This is a genomic window from Streptosporangium sp. G12 (assembly GCF_052983175.1).
Window position 1 is genome coordinate 1 of sequence record NZ_JBRIQO010000109.1, and the last position, 673, is coordinate 673.

The window sequence follows — 673 nt, forward strand, 5'->3', positions numbered from 1 at the left end:
TCCGGCAAGGGCAGGCGGCCTACCCCGTCGAGTACTACTGGAAGAACGCCTTCGGCATGCGGCTGGGCAGCGGGTCGATCTCGGTCACCACCGCCCCGTCCCTGTGGGGCGGGCAGATCACACCGGGCGGCACCTTCACCCTCACCCTGGCGCACCGCACGGCCCAGTGGCCATTTCTGGTCAGGAGCTACACCACCACCTGGGACCTGTCATCGCTACTGGCCAACGCCGATGTCATCGGCCAGTCCGGGGCCGGCACCATCGGCGGCACCACCCTGACGATCCCCTCGCAGGGCACCAAGTCCGACCCACCTGCGAAGACCATCACCTTCCGGGTCAAGCAGGGCACCGTCGGGCGCAGCATGACCATCCGGCCGACCGGGATCAGCAGCGTCCTCGCCGCTCCGGGCCAGCTCGGAAACAACACCGCCGCCCCCCCGATCCAGATCGTGGGCGGGCAGTCCATCTCACCCACCAACGCCGCCGCCGACACCGCCACCACCCAGGGCAAGGCCGTCAGCGTGCCCGTCCTGGCCAACGACACCGCGACCGCACCGGCGATCAGCAACGTCACCAAGCCCGGCAACGGCACCGCGACCATCTCCGGCACCAACGTGGTCTACACCCCCGCTCCGGGCTTCGTCGGCACCGACACCTTCACCTACACCATCAC

At 69.2% G+C, this 673-nt stretch carries 1 protein-coding gene; it reads left to right on the forward strand.

Annotated elements, in window-relative coordinates; translation table 11 throughout:
- Window positions 1-673, forward strand: a 673-nt coding sequence (locus ACVCAG_RS45815; RefSeq protein ID WP_447191679.1) for an Ig-like domain-containing protein, incomplete at both ends; no start/stop codon positions are given.